This is a genomic window from Microbacter sp. GSS18 (genome assembly GCA_029319145.1).
Classification (GTDB): Bacteria; Actinomycetota; Actinomycetes; order Actinomycetales; family Microbacteriaceae; genus Microbacterium.
The window spans coordinates 385,404-408,251 of record CP119753.1 but is presented as its reverse complement, the minus strand read 5'-3'; the positions used below and the strand labels follow the sequence as shown (position 1 = coordinate 408,251).

23 protein-coding genes and 1 tRNA gene are annotated in these 22,848 nt (G+C 71.4%); 16 read left to right on the top strand and 8 right to left on the bottom strand.

Annotation, left to right across the window (positions count from 1 at the left end; translation table 11 throughout):
• Window position 1 precedes the first annotated feature (1 nt).
• From P0L94_01935 to P0L94_01910, 6 genes are all read left to right on the top strand, one after another.
• Window positions 2–418 carry an FdtA/QdtA family cupin domain-containing protein gene (locus P0L94_01935; GenBank protein WES64841.1) on the top strand — a complete coding sequence of 139 codons (417 nt, stop codon included), beginning with the start codon at window positions 2–4 and terminating at the stop codon, window positions 416–418.
• Window positions 313–1,629 (top strand): FAD-dependent oxidoreductase, encoded by a 1,317-nt coding sequence (locus tag P0L94_01930; GenBank protein WES64840.1) that lies wholly within the window; start codon window positions 313–315, stop codon window positions 1,627–1,629. Before P0L94_01935 ends, P0L94_01930 begins: the two co-directional genes overlap by 106 nt.
• The gene (locus P0L94_01925) at window positions 1,626–2,474 is read left to right on the top strand and encodes a glycosyltransferase family 2 protein (protein ID WES64839.1); all 849 of its coding nucleotides are present in this window, start codon (window positions 1,626–1,628) and stop codon (window positions 2,472–2,474) included. Before P0L94_01930 ends, P0L94_01925 begins: the two co-directional genes overlap by 4 nt.
• A gap of 10 nt (window positions 2,475–2,484) precedes the next feature.
• Window positions 2,485–3,672: a cation:proton antiporter gene (locus P0L94_01920; protein ID WES64838.1), complete on the top strand. Its 1,188-nt coding sequence runs from the start codon at window positions 2,485–2,487 to the stop codon at window positions 3,670–3,672.
• A 16-nt stretch (window positions 3,673–3,688) separates the two neighbouring features.
• Complete coding sequence (locus P0L94_01915) at window positions 3,689–4,468, top strand: alpha/beta fold hydrolase (GenBank protein WES64837.1); 780 nt, start codon at window positions 3,689–3,691, stop codon at window positions 4,466–4,468.
• Between the two features lie 123 nt (window positions 4,469–4,591).
• Window positions 4,592–5,773, top strand: a complete 1,182-nt coding sequence (locus P0L94_01910) for an IS481 family transposase (protein WES64836.1) — start codon at window positions 4,592–4,594, stop codon at window positions 5,771–5,773.
• A 53-nt stretch (window positions 5,774–5,826) separates the two neighbouring features.
• Here P0L94_01910 and P0L94_01905 read toward each other — a convergent pair.
• The 4 genes from P0L94_01905 to galU form a co-directional block, all read right to left on the bottom strand.
• Window positions 5,827–5,899: transfer RNA gene (locus P0L94_01905), tRNA-Ala, on the bottom strand.
• A 66-nt stretch (window positions 5,900–5,965) separates the two neighbouring features.
• Complete coding sequence (locus P0L94_01900; protein WES64835.1) at window positions 5,966–6,856, bottom strand: hypothetical protein; 891 nt, start codon at window positions 6,854–6,856, stop codon at window positions 5,966–5,968.
• 56 nt (window positions 6,857–6,912) lie between these two features.
• Window positions 6,913–7,542: a GNAT family protein gene (locus tag P0L94_01895; protein WES64834.1), complete on the bottom strand. Its 630-nt coding sequence runs from the start codon at window positions 7,540–7,542 to the stop codon at window positions 6,913–6,915.
• 24 nt (window positions 7,543–7,566) lie between these two features.
• Complete coding sequence (gene galU / locus P0L94_01890) at window positions 7,567–8,454, bottom strand: UTP--glucose-1-phosphate uridylyltransferase GalU (protein ID WES64833.1); 888 nt, start codon at window positions 8,452–8,454, stop codon at window positions 7,567–7,569.
• Window positions 8,455–8,499: 45 nt separating this feature from the next.
• Between galU and P0L94_01885 the strand changes: the two genes are divergently transcribed.
• From P0L94_01885 to mscL, 3 genes are read left to right on the top strand one after another with little or no spacing between them, the layout of a single operon-like run.
• The gene (locus tag P0L94_01885; GenBank protein WES64832.1) at window positions 8,500–9,096 is read left to right on the top strand and encodes a 5-formyltetrahydrofolate cyclo-ligase; all 597 of its coding nucleotides are present in this window, start codon (window positions 8,500–8,502) and stop codon (window positions 9,094–9,096) included.
• A gap of 14 nt (window positions 9,097–9,110) precedes the next feature.
• Window positions 9,111–9,395: a zinc ribbon domain-containing protein gene (locus P0L94_01880; protein WES64831.1), complete on the top strand. Its 285-nt coding sequence runs from the start codon at window positions 9,111–9,113 to the stop codon at window positions 9,393–9,395.
• Between the two features lie 26 nt (window positions 9,396–9,421).
• The gene (gene mscL / locus P0L94_01875) at window positions 9,422–9,850 is read left to right on the top strand and encodes a large conductance mechanosensitive channel protein MscL (GenBank protein ID WES64830.1); all 429 of its coding nucleotides are present in this window, start codon (window positions 9,422–9,424) and stop codon (window positions 9,848–9,850) included.
• A gap of 28 nt (window positions 9,851–9,878) precedes the next feature.
• Here the strand turns inward: mscL and P0L94_01870 are convergent, their stop codons facing one another.
• On the bottom strand, window positions 9,879–10,070 hold the full coding sequence (locus P0L94_01870; protein ID WES64829.1) for a hypothetical protein: 192 nt from the start codon (window positions 10,068–10,070) through the stop codon (window positions 9,879–9,881).
• Window positions 10,057–13,779, bottom strand: a complete 3,723-nt coding sequence (locus tag P0L94_01865; GenBank protein WES64828.1) for a hypothetical protein — start codon at window positions 13,777–13,779, stop codon at window positions 10,057–10,059. The genes P0L94_01870 and P0L94_01865 overlap by 14 nt, the downstream gene beginning before the upstream one ends.
• Window positions 13,780–13,952: 173 nt before the next feature.
• Here P0L94_01865 and P0L94_01860 point away from each other — a divergent pair, with 173 nt between their 5' ends.
• On the top strand, window positions 13,953–14,480 hold the full coding sequence (locus P0L94_01860; GenBank protein ID WES64827.1) for a methylated-DNA--[protein]-cysteine S-methyltransferase: 528 nt from the start codon (window positions 13,953–13,955) through the stop codon (window positions 14,478–14,480).
• Between the two features lie 62 nt (window positions 14,481–14,542).
• On the opposite strand, the gene P0L94_01855 is transcribed toward P0L94_01860, so the two are convergent.
• Both P0L94_01855 and P0L94_01850 read right to left on the bottom strand, forming a co-directional pair.
• Entirely contained in the window at window positions 14,543–16,165 is a 1,623-nt protein-coding gene (locus tag P0L94_01855; protein ID WES64826.1) for a hypothetical protein, read from the bottom strand.
• Window positions 16,162–16,515 (bottom strand): DUF485 domain-containing protein, encoded by a 354-nt coding sequence (locus P0L94_01850; GenBank protein ID WES64825.1) that lies wholly within the window; start codon window positions 16,513–16,515, stop codon window positions 16,162–16,164. Before P0L94_01850 ends, P0L94_01855 begins: the two co-directional genes overlap by 4 nt.
• Before the next feature lie 135 nt (window positions 16,516–16,650).
• Between P0L94_01850 and P0L94_01845 the strand changes: the two genes are divergently transcribed.
• From P0L94_01845 to P0L94_01820, 6 genes are all read left to right on the top strand, one after another.
• Entirely contained in the window at window positions 16,651–17,511 is an 861-nt protein-coding gene (locus P0L94_01845) for a LuxR C-terminal-related transcriptional regulator (GenBank protein WES64824.1), read from the top strand.
• Between the two features lie 101 nt (window positions 17,512–17,612).
• On the top strand, window positions 17,613–18,620 hold the full coding sequence (locus tag P0L94_01840) for a phosphodiester glycosidase family protein (protein ID WES64823.1): 1,008 nt from the start codon (window positions 17,613–17,615) through the stop codon (window positions 18,618–18,620).
• Window positions 18,617–19,738 carry a glycosyltransferase family 2 protein gene (locus P0L94_01835; protein ID WES64822.1) on the top strand — a complete coding sequence of 374 codons (1,122 nt, stop codon included), beginning with the start codon at window positions 18,617–18,619 and terminating at the stop codon, window positions 19,736–19,738. Before P0L94_01840 ends, P0L94_01835 begins: the two co-directional genes overlap by 4 nt.
• Complete coding sequence (locus P0L94_01830) at window positions 19,735–20,328, top strand: DUF4956 domain-containing protein (GenBank protein ID WES64821.1); 594 nt, start codon at window positions 19,735–19,737, stop codon at window positions 20,326–20,328. Before P0L94_01835 ends, P0L94_01830 begins: the two co-directional genes overlap by 4 nt.
• A complete protein-coding gene (locus P0L94_01825) occupies window positions 20,325–21,116 on the top strand; it encodes a polyphosphate polymerase domain-containing protein (protein WES64820.1) in 792 nt (263 codons plus the stop codon). Before P0L94_01830 ends, P0L94_01825 begins: the two co-directional genes overlap by 4 nt.
• The gene (locus tag P0L94_01820) at window positions 21,098–22,771 is read left to right on the top strand and encodes a carbohydrate-binding domain-containing protein (GenBank protein ID WES64819.1); all 1,674 of its coding nucleotides are present in this window, start codon (window positions 21,098–21,100) and stop codon (window positions 22,769–22,771) included. Before P0L94_01825 ends, P0L94_01820 begins: the two co-directional genes overlap by 19 nt.
• Window positions 22,772–22,848 lie beyond the last annotated feature (77 nt).

Genomic DNA, 22,848 nt, shown 5'->3' with positions numbered 1-22,848 from the left:
CATGCATGTCCCGGATGCGACCGCCGACGGCCCCTGTGAGGAATGCGTCCGGATCATCGACGTGCCGACCTTCCTGGACGACCGCGGCGCACTGACCAGCGCGGAGGCGCGCGACGTCGGCTTCGACATCGCGCGCGTGTTCGTCGTCGCCGGAGAGCCCGGTGCCGAGCGCGGCGGGCACGCCCACGTTCGGGGGCGGCAGGTGCTGATGCTCGCGAGCGGTCGCGTCGCGGTCGACGTCGTGACCCACGGACGCGCGGCGAGCGTGACGCTGCCCGACGACGGGCGGGCTCTCGCGCTGGAGCCGGGCGTGTGGGCACGCCAGCGATACCTGGGACCGGGCAGCGCGCTGGCGGTGCTGTGCGACGGTCCGTACGACCCGACCGACTACACGCTCGACCCCGAGCCCGCGCCGTGAGCGCGACGGGAACCCGGCGCGTCGCGGTTCTCGGGGCGGGGATCACCGGCTCCTGTCTCGCCGTCGAGCTCGCGCGACGCGGCGCGGACGTGACCGTGATCGATCGGCGCCCGTCGCCGATGGCGGAGGCGAGCCGCTTCAACGAGGGCAAGATCCACTTGGGCTACCTCTACGGCGCCGACCCGACGCTGCGCACCGCGCGGCACGTCCTTCCCGGGGGGCTGGCCTTCGCGCCGATCATGTCGGACCTTCTCGACGCCGACCTCGAGCCGCACATCACGCCGGCGGACGACCTGTATCTGATCGACCGCGACTCCGTCGTCGCCGCCGACGCCGTCGGCGCCCACTTCGACGCGGTGAGCGCGCTCGTGCGGCAGCATCCGGACGCCCGTCGGTACCTCGTGGACGCGTCGGCCGCGCGCAGCGAGCGGCTCGGCCCGGCCGAGCTCGCCGCCGTCGCCTCCTCGCGCATCACGGCGGGATTCCGCGTCCCCGAGCGCTCGGTGGACACCGGCTGGATCGCCGATCGCCTCGCCGACCGCGTGCTGGCGGACGACGCCGTCGCCTTCGTCCCCGGGGTCACCGTGTCCGGCGTCGACATCGACGATGACGGCGGCAGGGCGACGGTCCGGGGCGACGGCTTCGCCGAGCGCTTCGACGTCGTCGTCAACGCGCTGTGGGGCGGCCGTCTCGCCGTCGACCAGGACGCCGGTCTCGCGTTGCCGCCGACCTGGACCCATCGTGTGCGCTGGTCGCTGTTCGCACGGACCTCGGCGCCGCTGGACACGCCGAGCGCCGTCGTCGCGATCGGCCCCTTCGGCGACGTGAAGAACTACGACGGCACATCCTTCTACCTGTCGTGGTACACGGCGGGCCTCGTCGCCCAGGGATTCGACGTGGCGCTCGCCGAGCCGGCCCTGCCGGTCGGACCGGCGCGCGACGCTTTCATCGACGAGGTGCGGGCCGGACTCGAGACGGTGCTGCCCTGGATCGGCGACGTCATCGACTCCGCCGAGGAGATCCGCGTCGGCGGCGGTCACGTGTTCGCCGAGGGCGTCGGCTCCCTCGCCGACCCCCGGTCTGGCCTGCACCGTCGCGACCGGTACGGCGTCGCGCGCCGGGGACCGTACTGGTCGGTGGACACCGGCAAGTACTCGACCGCGCCCTGGACGGCCCGCCGGCTCGCCGACGAGATCATGGAGCTGAGATGACGACGCCCGAGCCCGCCGGTGCGACGCATCCGCTCGTGACCGCGATCGTCCCCACCTACAACGGCGCCGAGACCGTCGGGCGCACGCTCGAGAGCCTCGCAGCCCAGACATGGCCCGCGCTGGAGATCCTCATCGGCGACGATGGCTCCACGGATGCCACGCCGCAGATCATCGAGGACTTCGCCGCCGAGCGGGACGATGTCCGGATCGTGCGCCGGAGCGCGAATCTGGGGTGGCTCGGCAACTCGAACGATCTGATGAGCCGCGCGACGGGGACCTTCAGCTTCTTCGCGTTCCACGACGACGTCGTCGATCCGACGTACGTCGAACGGCTCGCCGACGCGCTCATCGCCGACGAATCGGCGATCCTGTCGTTCAGCGACATGACGGTGACCGATGTCGACGGAACCGTCGAGACGCGGGCCTTCGACGAGCTGGAGGGGATGTCGTCGGCTGCCGATCGGGGCATCGTGATGGCGCGCCGCCCCTACGACTGGTGGGTGCCCAACCGCGGCCTGTTCCGCACGTCGGCCTACGAGCGGACCGGCGGCATCCACCGCAACCGCAGCGGCGAGTACTCGGCCGACTGGACGTGGCTGCTTCACCTGTCCCTGCTGGGCGGTTTCGTGCGCGTCCCCGAGGTGCTGTGCCACAAGCACTACACGAAGCGCAGCCTCAGCAAGAGCTGGCCCCACGACCCCGTGCAGCGGGCGAACCTGCTGAGGTCCGGGATCGACGAGGTGCTCGGCAGCTCCGCGTCGCCGCGGACGAAAGCCGCCGTCGCCGGACGGCTGATCGTGCGCATCCTGCGCGCGAAGGCGCGGAGGGCGCGCCGGGCGCGCTAGTGTCGCGACCGTGACCATCGCGTTCGGCGCCGTCCTGCTGCTGGCGATCCTCATCTCGGGGATCGCGCACCGGACGGTGCTCTCGACGGCGGTGCTCTTCCTCCTCGCCGGCTTCATCCTCGGCAGCGGCGTCACCGACGTGATCCCGATCTCTGCGGGCGATTCCTCGGTGAGCCTCATCGCGGAGCTCGCGCTGTTCGTGGTGCTCTTCACCGACGGCCAGCGCATCGCGGTGCGCGACCTCACGCGCGCGTGGCGTCTGCCGGGACGCGCGCTCCTGCTCGGGATGCCGCTGACGTTCGCGATCACGGCCGTCCTCGGCGTCGTGCTGCTGCAGCTGTCCTGGCCTCAGGCCCTGCTGATCGCGGCCGTGCTGGCGCCGACCGACCCCGTCCTCTCGAGCGCCATCGTGGGACGCGGCGAGATCCCCGGTCGCGTCCGGCACCTGCTCAGCGTCGAATCCGGCCTCAACGACGGCCTGGCGCTGCCGATCGTGCTGGTCTTCCTCACGATCCTCAGCGGCGAGCAGACGGACTTCGGCGTGCTCGCCCTCGAACTGGTCGGCGGCATCGTCCTGGGCATCGGCATCCCGCTGCTGGTCGCGATGCTCGTCCGCATCCGCTTCCTCCCGTCCACTCCGCTCTACGCGGCGCTGACGCCCGTGGCGATCGGATGCCTCATCTACGGCATCGCGCACCTCACCGGCGCGAACCCGTACCTCGCCGCCTTCTCGGCGGGCATGACGATCGCGAGCACGATGCCCGCGGTGCGGGACGCGTTCATCGAGTTCGGCGACTACGTGGCCGAGATCGTGAAGCTCCTGGCGCTGTTCGTCTTCGGCGCTGTCATCTCGCCCGCCGTCCTCGCGGACGTCCCGGCGCTGGGCTACGTCTACGCCGTCCTCGCGCTCGTGCTCGCGCGACCGCTCGCGGTGTGGATCGCGCTGCTGGGCAGCAAGCTCCCCTGGGAGGAGAAGGCCACCGCCGCGTGGTTCGGACCCAAGGGGTTCGCGTCGGTGCTGTACGGCCTGCTCGTGCTCGAGAGCGGCATCGTGGACGCCGAGCACCTCTTCCACATCATCGTGGTCGTGATCTCGCTGTCGATCATCGCCCACTCGTCCACCGACGTGCCCATCGCCCGCTGGTTCGCCCGCATGGAGCAGCGCGACCGCGAAGCCGAGCACGCCGACACCCGCTGACATCCAGGAGGACACGATGACCGACCGACACGTCGTCTCCGCATCGGGACGCCGACTGGGCGTCACGGTGCTCGGCGATCCCGCGGCGCCGCGCACGATCGCCCTGTTCACGCCGATGCCCGGCGCCGCGGGCTTCGACCCGGATCCGCTCGAAACCCGCCGCTCGGGCGTGCGGATCGTCACCGTGGACCGCCCCGGCTACGGCGGATCCGAGCCGATCGCGCTGGGCGAACTGGCGACCTTCGGCCGTCACGCGGACGACGTCGCCCGGCATCTGCGGCGCGCCGTCGGAGCCGGCGCGACGGTCGGCGTCGTGGGGTGGGGCGTCGGGGGGCACGCGGCCGCCGCCCTGGCGGGGCGGCATCCGGACCTCGTCGATCGCCTCGCGCTCGTCGACACCCCGGCGAGCATCCGCCCCGGCGACGTCGCGACACCGTACGACCCCGCGGACCTGTGCATCCGACCGGACGAGCCGTCGCTGTCGGTGAACGCCGGACTCGGTCGTCGCGTCGAGCGGATGCTCGCCGACGCCGCGCTCGGCCACGGCGCAGGCTTCTCGTTCGACCGCAGCGCGTTGCGCAGCCGCGACTGGGCCCAGACCCTGCGGCGGATCGACGCCGACACGGTGCTGCTGTACGGCAGCGGTCATCCGCTGGTGTCGGCAGCGGTCGACGGCGCACGCCTGCGACGGCGCATCCGCGGCGCTCGCGTGGTGCGCGTGCCCGATGCCGCCGGGCTCGCGATCGGCGCAGTGTGGCCGCGCATCCTCGACCACGTGGCGCCGGCGAGCGCCTGAGAATGCACGAGGCCCCCGGCGAACCGGGGGCCTCTTCGGTGGACCTGAGGGTGTGTGGGTTCATGACATAGGTGACGGGTGATGGGTGACACGTGAGTCGCGTCATCGGCGACAGTCACGTGCATGTCGAAGCATCGGGTCGTGGTGTTGAAGGTCGTCTCGGGCGAGCTGTCGGTCTCGGCCGCGGCCGCGGAGTACGGGATGAGCCGTCAGCATCTGCACCGTCTGCTCGTCCGCTACCGGGAGGGCGGGCTCGATGCGCTCGAGCCGCGGTCGCGGGCCCCGCTGTCCAGCCCGCATCGCACGACCGACCGGGTGCGGGAACGCATCATCGTGCTGCGGCTGAGCCTGTCGGCATCCGGGCTGGATGCCGGACCGGTCACCATCGCCTGGCACCTCACCCAGGAAGGACTGCGGGCACCATCGACCTCCACGATCCGGCGGATCCTGACCGACGCGAACCTGATCACCCCCGAACCACGCAAACGCCCCCGGTCCTCCTACATCCGGTTCGAAGCCGCGCAGCCGAACGAGACCTGGCAATCCGACTTCACACACTGGCGACTCGCGGACGGCACCGACGTCGAGATCCTGAACTGGCTCGACGACCACTCCCGCTGCCTGCTGTCCTGCACCGCGCACATCCCGGTCACCGGCGATGATGTCGTCCACACCTTCCTCACCACCATCGACGTCCACGGCATCCCCGCCTCGACCCTCACCGACAACGGCCGCGTCTACACCGCCCGCTCCGGTGGCGGCCGCAACGCGTTCGAATACGTCCTCCCCGTCCTCGGCGTCCGGCAGAAGAACGGCTCCCCGAACCACCCGCAGACCCAGGGGAAGATCGAACGCTTCCACCAGACCCTGAAACGCTGGCTCGCCCGGCAGCCCGCCCCCACCACGCTCCCCGACCTGCAGCACCAGCTCGACCGGTTCCGCGAGTACTACAACCACCACCGGCCGCACCGCGCCCTCGACGGACACACCCCCGCGACCGCCTACAACGCCACACCGAAAGCCGTTCCCGCCGGCTCCCGAAACCCGGTCCACTACCGGCTCCGCTACGACAAAGTCGGCGACGGCGGCAAGATCAGCTTCCGACGCGCCGGCCGCATGCACCACCTCGGCATCGGAACCAGCCACGCCGGCAAACGCGTCCTCGCCCTCGCCGACGACCACACCATCACCGTCGTCCACCTCGACACCGGCGAGATCATCGCGACCAACACCATCGACCCCACACGCGGCTACTGGCGCAACACACAAAAAGAGCCCGGCCGATGGCCGGGCTCTCTCACTTGATGTCTCCCATGTCGCGACTCAGATGTCATCTATGTCGCGACTCATCACATCGGTGGACCTGAGGGGAATCGAACCCCTGACCTTCTCATTGCGAACGAGACGCGCTACCAACTGCGCCACAGGCCCGTGAACCTCCGTTACATTACCACGCTCACGGAGTGGCCCCGAATCCGGGCGGTCGGCCCGGGCGCGTCACTGACCGGCGGCCCGGCGGGTGAGGAGCCGGCGCACGTGAGCCTCGATCTCGGCGTCGTCGACGTACCCCATGCGGGCGAAATCCGCCCCCTCGCGCGCGGCGCGCGCGGTGTCGATCGACGGCGGACGCTGGGCCTCGGCGCGCTGACGCATCGCCTCGTCGAGCGCCGCCTGGCGCACGGCGTCCTGCGCGGCCGTCGCGTCGAGCACGGCGGCGGCGCGCGACCCGGCCGACGCCGTGAGGGGCTTGGGCAGCTCGCGCGGCTCCCACGCGCGCTCGCCGGTGGTCAGCTCGACGTCCTGCACGGCGGTCGCGGTCGCCGGACGCGAGACGGGCTCGGCCGACGCGCGAGAGCGCACGGCCTCTCGTGCCCCGACGGCCGCCATGCGCCGCAGCAGCAGCGCCGCGACGACCACGAGGATGCCCCCGCTCCACAGCGCCAGCTGCGAGCCGGTGACGGTCAGGTCCCACACGCCCCACGCCGCGATCCCGATGCCCGCGACACCCGACAGCGTGATGGTGAAGCGCGTGCGACGTCGCGCCCGGGCGCGACGGGTCTCGGGGTGCGAGCGCACGGCGGCGCGTTCGGCACGCGCCCGCTCGAGGTCGACGCGCGCCTGCTCGAGCGCCGCGTGCTCACGCTCGGCAAGAGCCTGACGGGCGAGGCGCTGCTGCGCCATCGCGGTGCGGGCCGAGAGCTCCAGCCGCACCTCCTCGGGCGTCTCGCTCGTCTCGGCGAGGACGCGGAGCGCCTGGTTGAGGCGGACGGCGTTTCGCTCCGCCGCGTCGTACTGGCGCCGGCTGTGCACGCTCGGCAGCAGGTACACCAGCCACAGCAGCGTCGCCACGAGGACGATCACCCCGCCGCCCAGCACCTGCCCGCCCATGTGGACAACGGTAGGGGACGAGCCGGTCCTCCCCCGTCAGCCGGGCGCGTGTCGTCCTACGCGTGCAGCCGGTCGGCCGGCGGCACCGTCGCGGCATCCTGCGGCGCCCGCCCCGCCAGCCACCGCTGCAGGACACCGTCGGGCACGTCTTCGCGCACGAGCGCGAAGCAGTAGTGGTCGCGCCAATCGCCGTCGATGTGGATGTAACGGCGCCGCAGCCCCTCGTAGCGGAACCCCAGCTTGGCGACGACACGGAGGCTCGCACTGTTCTCGGGACGGATGCAGATCTCCATGCGATGCAGCCCCATCTCGGCGAAGCACAGGTCGGTCGCCATGGCCACGGCGGTCGGCGTGATCCCCCGGCCCGCGAAGCGCTCGCTGACCCAGTACCCGATCGTCGCCGACGCCAGCGAACCCCGCGCGATGCCCCACACGTTCAGCTGACCGGCGATCTCGTCGTCGTACTCCATCACGAACGGCACGCCGACGCCGTCGCGGTACTGCTGCAGCAGCCGGCGCACGCCGATGCGCATGTCGAACGACACCGGCCCGTCGGGGCTCGTCGCCTCCCACGGCCGCAGCCAGGCGCGGTTCTCGAGCAGCTCGTTCTGCAGCGTGCGCGCATCGCGCTGACGCACCAGCCGGATCGACACCGGCCCGTGCCGACGCGGAGACGTCGCGTCCACGTCGACCCCCTCGAACGGGCGGCGCTACAGGGTCGCCGCGTACTCCTTGAACCAGGGACGCAGCTCGGGACCGAGGTCCTCGCGGTCGGCCGCGAGCTGCACGATGGCCTTGATGTAGTCCACCTTATCGCCGGTGTCGTACCGGCGCCCGCGGAAGATCACGCCGTACACGCCGGGCCCCTCCGGGTCCGCCGCCTGCTCCTCCATGGCGTCGGTGAGCTGGATCTCGCCGCCCTTGCCGGGCTCGGTGTGCTCGAGCACGTCGAAGATCGAAGGGTCGAGGACGTAGCGGCCGATGATCGCCAGGTTGGAGGGCGCGTCCTCCTTCTTGGGCTTCTCGACCAGGCCCGTGATCTTCACCACGTCGTCGGAGTCGGTCGCCTCGACCGTCGCGACGCCGTACATGTGGATGTGCTCGGGGTCGACCTCCATGAGCGCGACGATCGTGGCGCCGCGCTTGTCGTACTCCGAGAGCATCTTCGTCAGCAGGTTGTCGCGCTCGTCGATCAGATCGTCGCCGAGCATCACGGCGAACGGGTGGTCGCCCACGTGGGCCCGCGAGCGCAGCACCGCGTGCCCGAGTCCCCGGGGCTCGCCCTGACGCACGAAGTGGATGTCGGCGAGGTCGCTCGAGTGCTGGACCTTCGCGAGCTTGGCGTCGTCGCCCTTGTTGCGCAGATTCTGCTCGAGCTCCGGCACGGAGTCGAAGTGGTTGGAGAGGTTGTTCTTGTTGCGCCCGATGATGATCAGCACGTCCTCGATGCCGGCGGCCGTCGCCTCCTCGACGACGTACTGGATCGCGGGCTTGTCGACGACGGGAAGCATCTCCTTCGGCATCGCCTTCGTGGCGGGGAGGAAGCGGGTTCCGAGTCCGGCTGCGGGAATGACGGCCTTGAATGGCTTGTGAGGCATGCCCGACAGTCTAACGATGGCCCGACGACGCCTAGAATCGAGGTCATGTCCGACGAGATCGCCGATGCCAAGCGGGCGCTGCGCGCCGAGCTGCGCGAAAGGCGCCAGCAGCGCTCGGAGCGCGCACGCGTCGAAGCGGCTGCCGGCATCCGCGCCCGCCTGGACCAGCTCGTCGACGAACACGGGGCCCGCGCCATCTCGTGCTTCCTGTCGACGCCGACCGAGCCCGGGACGCACGAGTTCGTCGAAGAGGCCGTGGCTCGCGGCATCCGGGTCCTCCTCCCCATCACACGGGCCGACGGCCTGCTGGACTGGGCGGTGGCCGCGCCCGGCGCCGACATCGCCGAGGGCCTGTTCGGCATTCCCGAGCCGGTGGGCGATGTGCTGGGACCCATCGCCCTCAACGACGTCGACCTGCTGATCATCCCCGCCGCCGCCGTCGCAGCCGACGGCATGCGCCTGGGCTGGGGCCGCGGCTACTTCGACAAGACGCTCGGCTCGATGGAGAACCGCCCGCCGGTGTACGCCGTCGTGTTCGACTCCGAGATCGTCGACGACGTGCCCCGCGACCTGCACGACCAGCCCGTGACCGGAGTCGTCACGCCCACTCAGACCCGAACCTTCGCGCCCGCGGCGCGCTGAAACCGAGAGAGCCCATGCCCACCTACGCATACGCCTGCAAGCAGTGCGGACACCGTTTCGACGCCGTCCAGTCCTTCGCCGAGCCCGCGCTCACCGAGTGCCCCGAATGCGGCGGCGTGCTGCGCAAGGAGTACGGGTCGATCGGCGTGACCTTCAACGGGTCGGGCTTCTACCGCACCGACTCCCGGGCCTCGAGCGGCTCCTCGGGCGGGTCGAGTGGCGGCGACTCGGGTTCTTCGCCATCATCGACCTCCGGGACGAAGGCATCGTCCACGTCATCGAGTCCGGCCTCGTCGTAACGCCAGGCCAGGGGGGAAGCACGCGAATGGTCCAGGGTTTCAAGGAGTTCATCCTCCGCGGGAACGTCATCGAGCTCGCCGTCGCGGTCGTCATCGGCGCCGCGTTCACGGGGATCGTCAATGTGATCGTGTCGGGTCTGGTCAATCCCCTCATCGGGGTGCTGTTCCAGACCGGCAGCCTCGACACCGCCCTGGTGTGGAGCGTTCCGACCCTCTCCGGCGGCACGAGCGACTTCACCTTCGGGGCGATCCTCGGGGCCGTCATCAACTTCGTGGCCGTCGCGCTCGTGGTCTACTTCGTCTTCGTCGTGCCCATGAACAAGGCCAAGGAGCGCGCCGAGGCCAAGGCGGGCGTCGACAAGCCGACCGAGGAGCCGGGGCTGCCCACCGAGCAGCAGCTGCTGGTCGAGATCCGCGACCTGCTGGCGCAGCGCCAGGACGCGCCGAAGGCCTGAGCCGAGCGGCCCCGACGTCCCGCCCCGCTCACCAGTGGGGCGGGACGTCGCGTCTGAGCCGCTCGTCGTTCGGCCCGGCGGTCTGATCCGACGCGTCAGCGCCGGCATCCGCTCCGCTCTCGTCCTCGGGCACCGGTTCGGGCTGCGTTCCGGGCGCGGGGGTGAGCTTGGCGCGGCGCGACCCCGGCACCTTCTCGACGCGCTGCCTATTCGCCGACATCGATCGGCTGCGTGTCGCCGTCGGCGGTCACCGCCTCGGCGGACACGCCCAGGAGGCCCGCGATCCGCGCGGCGACGCCCGCCGGGTCGCTGTACAGGTCGAAGGAGTGCACGCGCACGTAGTGCCACCCGAGGCGCCGCAGGATCTGGGGCCGCAGCCGCAGCGATTCGCGCAGCGACTCGCCGACCGTCTCGGGATCGCTCTCGACCACGACCGCCCTGCCTCCCGACTGCGCCACCAGCGGCAGCAGCCCGCGGTAATGCACGTCGACCGAGACGCCGAGCCGGCGCAGTTCGCGGGCGAGCGCCAGCGTGAGCGGGTCTGCCAGGTCCTCCAGCCGGGCCTCGCGCGCACGCGCCGCGAGCGAGCCGAGGATCGACATCAGGGTCGCGGCGCCGTACTCGAGGCGTCCGTCGTCGAACGCGGACGGCCGGATCGAGGACACGATCACCATCGATCGACGCGCACGCGTCATGCCGACCGTCAGGAGCCGCTCGCCGTCGGGCGTCGACAGGTCCCCGAAGTCGCTCAGCACGCGCCCGTGTCGCGTCAGCCCGTAGCCGAGCGAGAACACCACGCGGTCGCGGCTCTCGGCCACCGACTCCTCGAGGGTCAGCACCGCGAACGGCTCGGCCGTGGCGCGCGAGACGAAGTCGGCGACGTCGGAGCGGCCCGCGAACGCGGACTCGACCGCGGCACGGATGCGGTGCGCGTGGCGCTCGCTCGCCGTGACGACCATGAGCGACTCCGACCCGCGGTTGACGGCGTGCTCGACCACGAGCGTCACCACGCGGGCGACCTCGGCGTCGGGGCTCTCGACCGCCCCCGTGACGGCGTCGGGCACGCCGGTTCCGCCTTCGACGTAGTCGACGCTGAGGCTGCCGCGCCTCAGGTACGATCCCGCCCACGGCAGCGACACCAGTTCGCCGCCGTAGAAGGCCTCGTTGACGAGCTCGGCGAGGTCCTCTCCCCCGGCGCGGTAGCTGCGGGTGAGCGTCTCGACCGGCAGCAGCTCCGCGAGTCGCTCGAAGACGCTGGTGGTGTCGAACGGCACCTCGTCGTCCTGCGCGGCCCGCATGCTCGGCCGTCCGGGCGCGACGGTGAACGGCGTCGGCTTCTGGATCACCGGGTCGCCGAACGCGACGACCTGGCGCGCGCGCCGCAGGGCGGGCGCCGCCTCGGCGAGGCACACGGCCGCGGCATCGGCGATGATCACGACGTCGAACTCGGAGTCGTCCGGGATCATCGGCACGTCGTAGGGCGACGCGAGCCACACGGGCGCGAGCGTCCTCAGGAGCGTCGGCGCGACCGATGCCAGTTCGCGCGCGTCGCTCGTGCCGGCCTTCAGGGCGGACTTCAGCGCGGCGGCCTCGCCCGCTTCGTCCACGATCCCGATGCGCCACCACGTCGCCAGCTGGTTCGCCAGCAGCGGGCCGGACGCGGCCGCGTGGGCCTCGTCGACGAGACGGAAGTCGCGCTCGAGCCGGTCGACGACCGACGTGTTCGCACCCAGAAGCGCGCGGTCGCTGTGCAGCAGATGCTCCAGCACCGACTGCCACCACGCGAACTCGAGTTCGTCGCCCACGGCCTCTTCGGGCACATGGCGGACCGAGAGCTCGGTGAGCAGGTGTTCGAGGCCGAGTCCGGCGAGCTCTGTGCGCAGTGCCGCACGCTCGCGCAGGTTCGTGAACACCTCGGAGTCGGCCGCGAGCGCCGCGAGCGTGCGGACGAGCTCGGCGACGGGGAGAGCGGCGAGCCGATCGGGGCCGGAGCGACCCAGCGCGCGATCGAGCTCGGCGAGCTCCGCGTCCACGCGCTGCCACGCCACGTGCACGTCCGCGAGGCCGATCGGCACCTCGGGGGCGACGCCGGCGTCGACGAAGCGCTGCCATTCGGTGCGCTGATGCTGCACACGCAGGAGCGCCTCGTGCATGTCCGAGATGTGCACGCCCGGGCGGATGTACTCGCGCGTGAGCCGCCGCAGCCGGCGGCGATTGGCGCCCGTCATCGACGGCGCGTCGCGTCGCGGCCCGTGCGCCTGGATGAGCTCGGCGAGCGGCCGCTCGAAGACGGTGAGGCTGAAGCGGTCCAGCGAATCGCGCACACCCTGGAGGAGCGAGATGTACTCGCCCATCTCGGCGATCGTGCCGAAGGGACGCATGCGGGTCTGCGCGATGAGCTCGTACCCGCGCTCGAGCAGCGTCGGCACGGCGGAGCGGTGGAGCTTGCCGGCCAGCGCGTGGGTCGCACGGGCCTCTTCCGTCGTCGAGAAGGACACGCCGTACCACGGCGAATCGTCGGGGCCGAAGCGGAACTCGCCGAGTCGGGCCGCCTGACGCATCTTCTCGGCGGCCTCGGGCCGGCGCTCGGAGAGGGCCTGGAGCGCGGCGGCGTCGAAGCGGGCGGTCGTGGCGGGAGCGGGCGTGCGCGCGGCCAGGCGCGACAGCTCCGCCAGGACCTCCAGCATCGTGACGTCCAAGTCGGGATGGCGCGACGTGACGGCGCTGCGGTAGTCGCGCAGCACCGTGCGCAGGCGCACGAGCGCGTCGTCGATCTCGGCGACCTTCGGCGGCGTCGCCTTCTCGTTGCGCACGATCGCGCGGATCAGGTCGCGCTGCACGTGCCGCGGCGACACCGCCAGACCCGGCAGGCCGATCCCCGCCAGGCGGTGCCGGACGCCCTCGAGCGTGGACCGCCGGGCGCTGACGACCAGCACCCGCTTGCCGTCGCGCACGAGCGCCCCGACGGCGTTGATGATCGTCTGCGTGCCGCCGGTGCCGGGCAGCGTGTGCACGAGCAGGGACTGGCCGGCGGCGATGCGCGCGAGCACGTGCTCCTGCTCGGCGTCCGCATCCAGCAGCAGCGTGTCGGCGGCCGGGGGCCGGCTGTCGGCGTCGGGCGCCGCGGGCGTGTTGCGCCGGATCGCGAGGTTCTCGCGATCGCGGTGATGGCCGGCCAGCGCATTGAGCACGGGGTGGTCGAGATCGCGCGCATCGCGCGACATGGGCGCGGCGACGTCGGCGAAGCTCGACACCAGCAGCCGCGGCTTGACCGAATAGCTGTCGATGCCGGCCGTCACCGCGCGCAGCCGGTCGATCACCGGCTGCGGCTGGAAGACGCCCCGCGCGTGGGCGAGCGCGGCCAGGGCGGGAGCGTCGAGCTCGATCCCGAAGTGCACGCGGAGTGCCCGCACGAGTTCGGGGTTGACGGTGAAGGTCCCCTGCAGCATCAGCTCGAAGTCGGCGTGGTGGCGCCGGATCGCCAGCGGATGCAGCAGCACCGGCGCCGTGCACGTGGTGTCGCCGACCTGCCACGACGCCAGGCCGACGGCGAGGTGGATCGCCTCGAGCCCGCGCGTGGTGCGCAGCTCGACGTTCTTCGCGGTGATGCGCTCGGCCGCCAGTCGCGCATTCCGAAGCGCCACCTCGTCGCGGAAGAGGTTGGACAGCAGCGTCGACCGCCCCGTCAGGAAGGTCGGGAGGCTGCCGGGATGCGCGTTCGTGATCTCGATCGAGGCATCGTCGTGTTCCGAGAAGTGCAGCAGCGTCGAGCGTCCTCCGAGCATCGCCGTCTCGCGCCGGATCCGGTCGCGCTCGGCGTCGGCGACGTGCACGACGGTGGCGTCCCGCTCGGCGATGCCGAGGGTGCCGGGGGTCACCTCGGCGCCGTCCTGCACGCCGGCCACGACGCTGCCTTCTGCTCGCCACACACGTGTCAGGGTAAGCGCCGACGGGGCGCCGGGCGGGCAGGCGGGCCGAGTTTCGCACGATTGCGGACACGCCGGGTGATCAGCAGTTCCTCCCCAGGCCGTCGTCGACATCGGCTGTGCACAGTCCGGAGGCGCGGCACGCGCGACCCCGGACCGGCGTCCAGGATGGACGCATGGACCCCGCACCGCGCTTCATCACCGCCGACTCCCCCGTCGGCGACATCCTGATCGTCACCGTCGCGGACGCCGTCGTGTGGCTGCATCCGGCGCACGGGTCCCTCGAGCACGACCTCGAGCGCGTGGCCCTCCTGCTGCGCGCCAGTCCGCAGCCGGAGACGACGGATGCCGCGGCGCAGGCTGCCGAGCAGCTCGACGCCTACTTCGACGGCGCGCTGCGCATGTTCGACGTCGCGCTGGACTGGCGCTTCGTCCGAGGATTCAGCCGCGCTGCGCTCGAGGCGGTGTGCGACATCCCGTACGGGGAGACCGCCGGCTACGGCGAAGTCGCGATCCGGGCGGGAAGCCCTCGCGCCGCTCGCGCGGTCGGCACGGCGTGCGCCTCGACGCCGTTCTCGCTCGTGGTGCCGGTGCACCGGGTCGTCCGCGCCGACGGATCGCTGGGCGAGTACGGCGGGCGACCCGAGGTCAAGCAGTTCCTCATCGACCTCGAGCAGCGAGCGGATCCGGTCTTCGCGCGGTGACCCGCCGGACGCAGCCGCGGCCCGGGGACGTGTCGCCCCGGGCCGCGGCTGGACGGAGCCCCCTAGTGATGCGACGCCTTCTCGGCCCCGAAGCCGGTGAGCGAGCGCACCTCCATCTCCGCCGCCTTGCGCGGGTCCTCCCCGCGGTGGGAGATCACCGAGCCGAGCCAGCCGAGGAAGAATCCGAGCGGGATCGACACGATGCCCGGGTTGTTCAACGGCCAGATCGCGGTGCCGACGTCGCGGAACACGCTCGTGGGCGTGCCCCAGAACACCGGCGACAGCACGATGAGGATGATGGCGGAGGCGAGACCGCCGTACATGCTCCACACCGCGCCGCGCGTGGTGAACCGGCGCCAGAACAGCGAGTAGATGATCGTCGGCAGATTCGCCGAGGCCGCGACGGCGAAGGCGAGCGCGACGAGGAACGCCACGTTCTGACCTTGCACCCCGATGCCGCCGAGGATGGCGAGGACGCCGATCACGATCACGGTGCGACGGGCGACCTTGACCTCGCCGTCCGGCGGCACGTTGCCCTTCTTCCACACGTTGGCGTAGATGTCGTGGGCGAACGACGCCGCCGCCGTGATGGTGAGGCCCGCGACGACCGCGAGGATCGTGGCGAACGCGACCGCCGAGATGAAGCCCAGCAGCAGGGGTCCGCCGAGGGCGTTGGCCAGCAGCGGCGCAGCCGCGTTGACGCCGCCGGGCGCGGCGAGGATGGCATCCGCTCCCACGAGCGAACCCGCGCCGTAGCCGAGCACGAGCGTCAGCAGGTAGAACAGCCCGATGAGCCAGATCGCCCACACCACCGAGCGACGGGCCTCCTTGGCCGTCGGCACCGTGTAGAAGCGCATCAGCACGTGCGGCAGGCCCGCGGTGCCGAGCACCAGGGCGATGGCGAGCGAGATGAAGTCCCACGGGTTCGAGCCGTACTTGAGCCCGGGGGCCAGGATCGCGTCGGCGGGGTCGCTCGTCGACGCGGCCACCGCGCTCTCCAGCAGCGCGTTGAAGCTGAAGCCGTTGAGGGCCAGCACCCACACGGTCATGGCCAGCGCACCGCCGATGAGCAGGAACGCCTTGACGATCTGCACCCACGTGGTGCCCTTCATCCCGCCGATCAGCACGTAGACGATCATGAGGACGCCGACGACGGCCACGACGACCGACTGGCCGATCTGATCGTTGATGCCCAGCAGCAGGGCGACCAGGCCGCCCGCGCCGGCCATCTGCGCCAGCAGGTAGAACAGGCAGACCGCGAGGGTCGTCACGGCGGCGGCCATGCGCACCGGCCGCTCCTTGAGGCGGAACGACAGCACGTCGGCCATCGTGAACTTGCCGGTGTTGCGCATGAGCTCCGCGACCAGCAGCAGCGCGACGAGCCACGCCACCAGGAACCCGATCGAGTACAGGAACCCGTCGTACCCGTTGACCGCGATCGCGCCCACGATGCCGAGGAAGGACGCGGCCGACAGGTAGTCGCCCGAGATGGCGAACCCGTTCTGAGGCCCGGTGAAGCTGCGCCCGGCGGCGTAGTAGTCGGCGGCGGACTTGTTGTTCCGGCTGGCGCGCAGCACGATGAACAGGGTCACGGCGACGAACGCGGCGAAGATCGAGATGTTCAGGACGGGGTTGTTCTCGACCGTCTCCACGGCGGCGTCGACGGCGGCGAAGACGTCGTTCACTTCGATCCCTCCAACTGCTGCTCGAGCTCATCGCGGATCTCCTCGGCGAGCGGGTCGAGCTTCCGGTTCGCGTACGAGACGTAGCCCATCGTGATCGCGAACGTCGTCACGAACTGGCCGAGGCCCAGGAGCAGCCCGACGTTGACCAGACCCCACACGGGCTGCGCCATGAACTCCGGCGCGAACGACGAGAGCAGCACGTAGGCGAAGTACCAGACGAGGAATGCGATCGCCATGGGGAAGACGAAGCCTCGCTGCCGGCGCTTGAGTTCGATGAACCGCGGCGACGACTCCTCCGCGACGTAGTCGACCTCGCCCGGCGGGGCGGCATCGATGCGGGATTCGGACATGTGGCCTCCTTGCCAGCTGCCGGAGTGCACCCTCGCACTCTCGGGGGATTCCCGGGGCGGCACCGCCGCGCCCGATGGTATGGTCACGGTACGAAAGACGGCGACGGGGCCGTCACCCCCGGAAGTAGGTAGTGCGTGGAGACGCAGGCCGGCAACGACGAGGACGCGAAGGCGGTCGCCGACGCGGTGTCGGAGTTGGCCCGGCGCACCCGCTTCCCCCTCGCGTTCGGCGGCCTGGCCGATGGCGACGCGATCACCGTCTCGAGCGTCTACGGTGCGCGCACCCGCCATCTCGACGGACTCGTCGTGGAGGCGACCCGGGGTCTGGGCGGGCGCGCGTTCGTCGAGAAGCGACCGCGTCTGGCCGTGGACTACCGGACGTCCCGCTCCATCACACACGACTACGACCGACCTGTGCTGTCGGAGGGCATCGCCACTCTCTTCGCCGTGCCGATCGTGGTCGGGGGACGTTCGCGGGGTGTCCTCTACTGCGGCTCGTGGGGCCAGTCGACCGTGGGCGACGTCGTCGCCCGCCCTGCGTTCGCGGTCGCGCAGGAGCTCGGCACCGAGCTGCGGGTGCGCGACGAGGTCCGTCGGCGGATGGCCGCGATGCCGACGCTCGCGGCGGGAGCGCCGCTGGCGCCCGCGGTGCAGGAAGAGCTCCGCGAGAGTTTCGCCGAGCTGCGCAGCATCGCCTCCGCCGTCACCGACGCCACGGTGCGCGACCGCCTCGCCCACCTCGAGCAGCGCCTCGCGTCGCTGTCGCGCCCGCCCGGCGAAGCGCCGGCGCCCGACAGCCGCGTGAAGCTGTCGCCGCGCGAGACCGACGTCCTCGCATGCGCAGCGCTCGGGTCGACCAACGCCGAGATCGCCGCCGCGCTTCAGCTCAAAGAGGTGACGGTGAAGTCGTACCTGCAGTCGGCGATGTCGAAGCTCGACGCCTCGACCCGGCATGCCGCGGTGGCGAAGGCCCGCCGCGCCGGCATCCTTCCCTGAGGCCCGCGCCCGCTCCGCAGACCGCGGCGCAGGCGGGATCCCCAGGCCACCCATAGGCTCCGGCGACCGCACGGATAGGGGCGGTGCGTAGCCATGGATGCATGGACTCCTCGCCCCGCCCGCGCCGGCGCCGTCGTCGCGCCGTCATCCTGTCCTCGGCTCTCGCTCTGCTGCTGACCGCCGGCGGCACCGCCGCGTGGGCGGCCGACCGGTATCTCGTCGAACACGTCGAGATCTCAGACGTGTCGGCCTACGAGGCGGCGAACTCGAGCATCGAATCGGCCTCGACCGACGCGGATGCCGCGGACGACGCCGCGTCCGATGCGGGCGCGGACGCGACGGCGGATGTGGTCGTGACCGACACGAGCTACGACGACGTCTCGACATCGATCACGCTGTCGACGGTCACGTCGGGCTCGGGGGACTCCACCGTGACCTCCTACGTCGCCGACGTCGTGCTCTCTGACGCGACCGCCCTGCGCAGCGCCTTCGCGAAGGATCAGTTCGGCGAGAACATCACCGAGCTCACGAGCGAGATGGCCGAGGACAACGGCGCGATCCTGGCGATCAACGGCGACTACTACGGCTTCCGCGACACCGGGATCGTGATCCGCAACGGCGTGGTCTACCGCGACGAACCCGCGCGCGACGGGCTCGTCTTCTACGCCGACGGCACCGTGGCGGTGTACGACGAGACCGAGACCAGCGCCGACGAGCTGATCGCCGACGGCGCCTGGAACACCCTCAGCTTCGGCCCCGCGATCGTCGAGGACGGGGCCGTGATCTCCGGCATCGACGACGTCGAGATCGACACCAACTTCGGAAACCATTCGATCCAGGGCGATCAGCCCCGCACGGCCGTCGGCGTGATCGACGACAACCACCTCGTGTTCGTCGTGGTGGACGGACGCCAGACCGGGTACAGCGCGGGCGTGACGCTCCCCGAGCTCGCCGAGCTCATGGTCTCGCTGGGCGCCACGACCGCCTACAACCTCGACGGCGGAGGATCGTCGACCCTGTACTTCAACGGCGAGGTCGTCAACTCGCCCTCGAACGGCGGCGAGCGCGCCACCAGCGACATCCTGTACATCGCGGGGGCGGACTCGTGATCGTCGTCATCCCGTCCCTCGACCCGGGGGCGGCGCTGCCGCAGCTGGTGCGCGAGCTGGCGGCATCCGATCCGGACGTCGAGGTGCTCGTCGTCGACGACGGCAGCGGCCCCGCCTACGCCGACGTCTTCCGGTCGTGCCGCCACGCGGGCGCCCGCGTGCTGCGCCACGCGGCGAATCGCGGCAAGGGCGCAGCGCTGAAGACCGCCTTCGCCGACATCGTGCGAACCCGGCCCGGAGAGGACGTCGTGACCGCCGATGCCGACGGGCAGCACCGCGTGGCCGACATCCTGCGCGTCGCGGACGGGCTGCGCCAGGACGCGGCGGCCGAGACGCCGGCGATGATCCTCGGCTGCCGCGGATTCACCGGCTCCGTCCCGCTGCGCAGCCGCGTCGGCAACGCGGCGTCGCGGGGACTGTTCCGCCTGTCGGCCGGATGGCGTCTCAGCGACACGCAGACGGGACTGCGGGGGCTTCCGGCGTCCATCCTCCCGTGGCTGCTCGAGGTCCCGGGCGAGCGGTTCGAGTACGAGCAGAACGTGCTGCTGCGGGCGCACCGCGCCGGCATCGCGACGCGGGAGATGGCGGTCGAGACGGTCTACCTCGACGACAACGCGTCGAGCCATTTCCGGCCCGTCGCCGACTCGCTGCGCATCGTGCTGCCGCTCGTGCTCTTCGGCGGCTCGTCGCTGCTGGCCTTCGCCATCGACACGCTGGCGCTGCTGGCGCTCACGGCGCTCACCGGCTCGCTCGTGCTCTCGATCGTCGGGGCGCGCCTGGTCAGCGCCACCGTGAACTTCGTCGTCAACAGACGTGTGGTGTTCGGCCGGCGGGGTCGCGGACGATGGCGCCAGGCGGCGGCGTACGCCCTGCTGGCGGGGCTGCTGCTGGCCTCGAACATCGTGTGGATGCAGGCGCTCACGAGCTTCGGCGTGCCGCTGCTGGGCGCCAAGATCGCGACCGAGGCCGTGCTGTTCGTGACCAGCTACGGCGTGCAGCGCTCGCTCGTCTTCGGCCGGACGGAATTGGAATCGGCGTCAAAGACTCGTCATAGGAGCCCCATAGGCTCGCCAGCTCGAATGGAATCACACCCGCTCCAGACCGGAAGAAGCTCATGACCGCCAGCGCCCTGCTCCTCATCGCGATCGATCTGATCGCGGCCATCGTCCTCAGCCTCGGCCTCTACTACCGCCGGCACCAGCGCCGGGACCTCGTCGTCGCCTTCCTCGGCGTCAACGTCGGCGTCCTCGCCGTGGCGTCGGTGCTCGGCACGGCCGAGGTGGCGCTGGGTCTGGGCCTGGGTCTGTTCGGCGTGCTGTCGATCATCCGCCTGCGCTCGTCGGAGATCTCGCAGCGCGAGGTCGCCTACTACTTCTCCGCACTCGCGATGGGCCTGATCGCCGGCCTGCCCCAGACCGACCCGCTCCCGGCGATCGGGCTCATCGTGCTCATCCTCGCCGTCATGTGGGCCGCGGACCACCCGCGACTGCTGGCCCGGAGCCGGGACCAGCGCGTGCGCCTGGATCGCGCGATCACCGACGAGGTCGAGCTGCACGGCGAGCTCACCGCCCGCCTGGGGGCCCAGGTGACGCGCGTGACGGTCACCGACCTCGACCTGGTCAATGACACCACCACGGTCGACGTCCGCTACAAGGCCGCCGCAGGCGCCCCCGCCCGCCGGGCCACGACGGCGGGGGCGGGACGATGAGCCCCCTCGACCGCTTCTCACCGGTCACGCTCGACGACCTCGTCGCCGAAGCCGCCCTGCTGACGCGCATCGACCGCAAGTACGTGCTCAGCCGTGGCGAGCTCGAGGCACTCCTGGACGACATGGATGCCGCAACCCGCGTGCTCGACATCGACGGTTCCCGCGACTTCTCGTACGAGTCGGTCTACTTCGACACCCCCGATCTGCTGAGCTTCCACATGGCGGCCCAGCCCCGGCGTCGCCGCTTCAAGCTGCGCACGCGCAGCTACCTCGACACCGGCTCGGCGTTCCTCGAGATCAAGACGCGCGGCGCGCGCGGCGCGACCGTCAAGGAGCGCGAGGCATACGACCCCGAACGTGCCGATGAACTGACCGACCGCGCCCGCCACGAGATCGCCGAGGTCTTCCAGACGATCGGCGTCGCGTCCGAGCGCGCCGAGGAGCTCCACGCGACGCTCGTCACCCGCTATCGGCGCGCGACGCTCCTCGCGCCCGACGGCGTCGGCCGCGCCACCGTCGACACCGACCTGACGTGGCTCGACGCCGACGGCGACGGATTCTCGATCCCCGACCTCGTGATCGTCGAGACCAAGTCCGGCTCGGCACCGTCGCTGGTCGACCGGACGCTGTGGCGGCACGGCATCCGCCCCGCCACCGTCAGCAAGTACGCCACGGGGCTCGCCGCACTGAACCCCGACCTCCCCCACAACCGCTGGGCCCGGCTCCTCCGCGGCCCGTTCTCACCCGACCACCGAATCGAGGAGGCCTCATGCTCCGCCGCCGCCTGACACTGGCTGCCATCCCCTTCGCCCTTTCCGCCGTCGTCCTCGCCGGCTGCGCCGCCGTTGCGACCGACTCATCATCGGATGCCGCGTCGTCGACCACGCAGACCACGACCGAGACCACGACCGCCGCGGTGATCGACTCCGACCTCGACGCGGACGCCGTCATCGCCGCCAACGCCGACTACACCGTCGTGAACGACGACGAGTGGGCCGAGGCGGATGCCGAGGACATCACCCTCAGCGGCACGACGGCCTCGTCCTCGTCGGGCGGGGTGTCGATCGACGGCTCGACGGTCACGATCACCGCCGAGGGCGTGTACCGCCTCACCGGGTCGCTGGACGGCTCGGTCGTCGTCGACGCCGGGGACGACGCGCAGGTGGTGCTGATCCTCGACGACGCCGACATCGCCAACACCGACGGTGCCGCCATCACGGTGACCGCGGCAGACGACGTCGCGATCTCGCTCGCCGCCGGCAGCGACAACGCCGTGTCGGATGCATCCTCGTACGCCGATGACGCCGAGGCCAACGCCGCGATCTACAGCGACGCCGACCTGACGATCTCGGGCACGGGATCGCTGGAGGTGACCGCCAACGGCAACGACGGCATCACCTCGAAGGACGACCTGGTCATCCTCTCGGGCGACCTCACGGTGAACGCCGTCGACGACGGCCTGCGGGGCAAGGACTCCCTCGTGATCGAGGGCGGCACCGTCACGGTCGACGCCGGCGGCGACGCTCTCAAGAGCGATCAGGACTCGGACGCGACGCAGGGCTACATCCTGGTGCTCGACGGCGACCTGTCGCTCACCTCCGGCGACGACGGGTTCGCGGCCGAGACCGACGTCGTCGTCACCGGCGGCACCGTCGACGTCAGCGCCGGTGCCGGCACGGCGTCCGATGAGGGCGCGAAGGGCATCGTCGCGGGCGCGGTCGTCGCGCTCGACGGCGGCACGATCACGGTGGACGCCGCCGACGATGCGATCCACTCGGACGGCTCCGTCGGCATCGGCGGCGCTGCGCTGACCCTGACCACCGGCGACGACGGCGTGCACGCCGAGCAGACCCTCGAGATCCGGGACGGCGAGGTGACCGTCACCAGCTCGTACGAGGGACTCGAGGCCACCGATGTCGCGATCTCGGGCGGCACGATCGACGTCACCGCGAGCGACGACGGCATCAACGCCGCCGGCGCGAACGGCGGCGGCGAAGCCGACACGGGCGAGACGCTCGCCATCTCGGGCGGCAGCGTCACGGTCTCGTCGGGCGGCGACAGCCTCGACTCGAACGGGACCATCACGCTCAGCGGCGGCGAGGTGGCCTTCACGGGGCCGGCCGGCGGCGGCGAGACCACGATCGACTCGAACGGCGGCGTGACCGTCGAGGGCATGGCCCTCGTCACCGCGTCGCTCAGCGGCTCGGCAGGCTCGTCGATCCAGGTCACCGCGGCCGACGGCACCGTCGTGGCGGCATTCGACGCCGGCGTGTCGTTCGGCGGCGTCGTCTACGGCGGTTCGGGCCTGACCGACGGCCAGACCTACACCGTCACGGTCGACGGGACGTCGGCCGGCGCGACCGCCTCGACCACCGTGTCCACGGGCACGGGCGGACCCGGCGGCGGTGGAATGGGAGGCGGACCGGGCGGAAACCGCCCCTGACCTCGAGCACGAATTCGTCCGCAGAATGCCCGAATTGTCGCACGCCCCGGAATTTCGCCGCGGCGTGCGACAATTCC